This window comes from Kitasatospora putterlickiae, assembly GCF_039527695.1.
Lineage (GTDB): Bacteria > Actinomycetota > Actinomycetes > Streptomycetales > Streptomycetaceae > Kitasatospora > Kitasatospora putterlickiae.
Map to the genome: position 1 here is coordinate 32,996 of NZ_BAAAKJ010000044.1, position 2,702 is coordinate 35,697.

Annotated in this window: 5 protein-coding genes; 2 read left to right on the top strand and 3 right to left on the bottom strand. The window is 74.8% G+C overall.

The features are described 5' to 3' along the window. Positions 1–190: 190 nt before the first annotated feature. Positions 191–631, top strand: a complete 441-nt coding sequence (locus tag ABD308_RS05425) for a PPOX class F420-dependent oxidoreductase (RefSeq protein WP_344327265.1) — start codon at positions 191–193, stop codon at positions 629–631. 47 nt (positions 632–678) lie between these two features. On the opposite strand, the gene ABD308_RS05430 is transcribed toward ABD308_RS05425, so the two are convergent. Together ABD308_RS05430 and ABD308_RS05435 are read right to left on the bottom strand one after the other, a co-directional pair. Then, on the bottom strand, positions 679–891 hold the full coding sequence (locus tag ABD308_RS05430; RefSeq protein ID WP_344327279.1) for a hypothetical protein: 213 nt from the start codon (positions 889–891) through the stop codon (positions 679–681). Next, positions 888–1,157: a DUF1876 domain-containing protein gene (locus tag ABD308_RS05435; protein WP_344327293.1), complete on the bottom strand. Its 270-nt coding sequence runs from the start codon at positions 1,155–1,157 to the stop codon at positions 888–890. The genes ABD308_RS05430 and ABD308_RS05435 overlap by 4 nt, the downstream gene beginning before the upstream one ends. A gap of 284 nt (positions 1,158–1,441) precedes the next feature. Here ABD308_RS05435 and trxA point away from each other — a divergent pair, with 284 nt between their 5' ends. Then, positions 1,442–1,831 (top strand): thioredoxin, encoded by a 390-nt coding sequence (gene trxA, locus ABD308_RS05440; RefSeq protein WP_344327306.1) that lies wholly within the window; start codon positions 1,442–1,444, stop codon positions 1,829–1,831. 109 nt (positions 1,832–1,940) lie between these two features. Here the strand turns inward: trxA and ABD308_RS05445 are convergent. Beyond that, on the bottom strand, positions 1,941–2,702 hold a 762-nt coding region (locus tag ABD308_RS05445; RefSeq protein WP_344327318.1), incomplete at its 5' end, for a helix-turn-helix transcriptional regulator.

Here is a 2,702-nt window from a genome sequence, read left to right on the forward strand (position 1 = left end):
GTGTCATCACGACACCGGACGGGCCGTTCGCCGTTTGCGCCACCCGCCTGAGCCCGTCGCCCGTGGAGGTGCCGGACGGCCGCGACCCCTCGAACCGGCGGCCCCCGTGGACGACAATGGAGTGGCCCACCCGGGGTTCCCCCGGGCCGCCGCGCACCACCCACCCGCCGGACCGGAGAGGGAGGACACCGTGCACGACCGTACCGACCAGTTGGCCGACAGCAGATACCTCCTGCTCACCACCTTCGGCGAGGACGGCCGGCAGGTCCGCTCACAGAGCTGGGTGGTCGCCGACGGCACGGCACTCGGCATCTGGACGCCCGCCCACTCCGGGGAGGCCGAGCGGATCCGCCGCCACCCCAAGGTCCTGGTCGGCCCGTGCGACGCGCACGGCCGCCCGACGGGGCGTCCGCTCCCGGCCCGCGCCGCCGTCTGCGACGCGGACGCCACCGCCCGCTACCGCACGTCGTTGATCAACAAGTACGGGCTCGCCGCGTTCCTGGCCCTGGCCCGCAGCCGGATGCGGCTCGGGCTGGCCGGGACCGTCGGCATCCGGATCACGCTCAACGAGCTGGAGCAGCGGCTGATCGGGCCGGAGTGGCAGGTGCCGACCACGTACTGCCCGAACTGATCCGGCCGATCACGACCGATCCCGCCGATCCCGCCGGCCCGGGCGGGTCAGACCGTGCCGTCGTCCGGCCCGCCGTCGTCCGGCGCGCGGGCGAGGTCCCCCGGCTCGCAGGCCTCCCGGCCGGTGCCGGCGTGCACGACCTTGACCGCGCGGCCCGGACCGCCCGGCACCACCCGCTGCTCCCGGCCGCAGCGCGGGCAGATCAGCGGGATGCGGGACCGGTGGGCGGCCGGGCCGGCGGCACCGTCCGAAGGCGTCACGACAGCGGGTGGGTCGGGACCGGGCTGACCTCCTGGATCTCACCGTGGGCCTTGGTGAGCAGTTGCGAGGCGAGGTCGTTGAGCGCCCGCGCGGCCGCGATCTCCTCGCCGACCCTCAGCTGTTCCGGGTCGGAGGGGTGACGGCTGGTGTCGCCGCGCGCGCGCAGTTCCGTGCCGTCCCCCAGCCGCAGCATCGCGACGGCGCTCGTGTGCGCTCCCGCCTCCTGGAATTCCATCTCGATGTGCCAACCGACAAGAGTCTGCATGGCGGATCACCTCCGGCGGTCGCTTCTCGCCCGGTCTCGTCCGGCTACTCCTCCAGGGTGCGCCGCACCCCCGGTGAACACCAGAGCAGGCGGGTCGGGGGTGGTCGCCTCCCCTCACTCCGGCCACCGGCGCGGGGGCCTGCCGGGCACCCCCCGGCGCGGACCGGAGGCGCCGTCCGCACCGCGGGCGGCGCGGTAGGGTCCGCGGAATAGCGCGCGGACAGCAGCCGTTGTCGGGGGCACATGGCCTTGACCGCCATCACCGGAAGGGCAGGAATCGCGACATGAGCAGCACGGTCGAGCTGACCAAGGAGAACTTCGACGAGATCGTCCCCGGCGCGGACGGCAAGGATTTCGTCTTCATCGACTTCTGGGCGGAGTGGTGCGGCCCGTGCCGCCAGTTCGCACCGGTCTTCGAGAAGGCGGCGGAGCGCCACCCGGACCTGGTCTTCGCCAAGGTGGACACCGAGGCGCAGCAGGAACTGGCCTCGGCCTTCGGAATCCAGTCGATCCCCACGCTGGCGATCATCCGTGAGGGGGTGCTGGTCTTCTCGCAGGCCGGAGCGCTGCCCGAGCCGGTGTTCGAGGACCTGATCGGCCAGGCCCGAGGACTGGACATGGCCGAGGTGAAGCGGAAGGTGGCGGCGGAGCAGGACGGCGGGCCGAAGGCCTGAGGCCCGGCCGTTCGCACGGCCGTCCCGTTCGTCACGGCGAGCCCCTGGGTCGCACCCGCGCCCCGGGGCTCGCCGCCGTGCGTCGGCCGTACGTTCGGCGGACCCTGCGTCAGTCCTCGCTCCAGGCGGTGAGGCGGGCGGCGAGCGCGCGCAGTTCGTCCCGCAGGGCGGCGGGACGGCGGACGGCGAAGGGCCAACCGAGACCGGCCAGCATCACCGCCATGCCGTCGAGCCGTTCGGCCCGCGCGCGGAACAGCACGCGCCCGTCCTCGGTCGCGGTGAGCGTTCCCGCGGTGGGCGGGATGCGGCGCCGGGCCTCGGCGAGCGTGGTGGTGAGGACCACCTCCACCTCGTGCGTCCACGGCACCGCGGCGAGCGACTCCAGCACCCGTTGCACCGGGTCGACGTCGGCGGGCGGTTCGAACCCCTCCTCGCGCGGCTCGACCGAGCGGATCCGGTCCAGCCGGAAGGTCCGCTGCTCGCCGCTGAGGTGGTCCAGCCCCGTCGTGTACCAGCGGCCGGAGTGGAAGACCAGCCCGTACGGGTCGAACGCGCGCTCGCTGGGCGCGCCGGTGCGGTCCCGGTAGTCGAGCCGGACGCGGCGCCGGCGGCGGGCCGCCTCGGCGAGCGTGAACAGCGCGGACGCGGCCGGGACGGGGCCGGCGGCGGGCGCGGCGGTCAGTCCGAGGGTCTGCTCGACGGCGGCGACCCGCTCGCGCAGCGGCGGCGGCAGCACCCGCTGGATCTTGGCGAGCGCCGACTCTCCGGCCTGCTCCCCCACCGACATCCCGGACCGCCGCCCGGCCAGCAGCCCGAGCACCACCGAGGCGGCCTCGTCCCCGGTGAACATCAGCGGCGGCAGCCGGAAGCC

Coding starts and splice junctions, on each gene's coding strand:
- trxA (WP_344327306.1), top strand. CDS start 1,442: ATGAGCAGCACGGTCGAGCTGACCAAGGAGAACTTCGACGAGATCGTC.
- ABD308_RS05435 (WP_344327293.1), bottom strand. CDS start 1,157: ATGCAGACTCTTGTCGGTTGGCACATCGAGATGGAATTCCAGGAGGCG.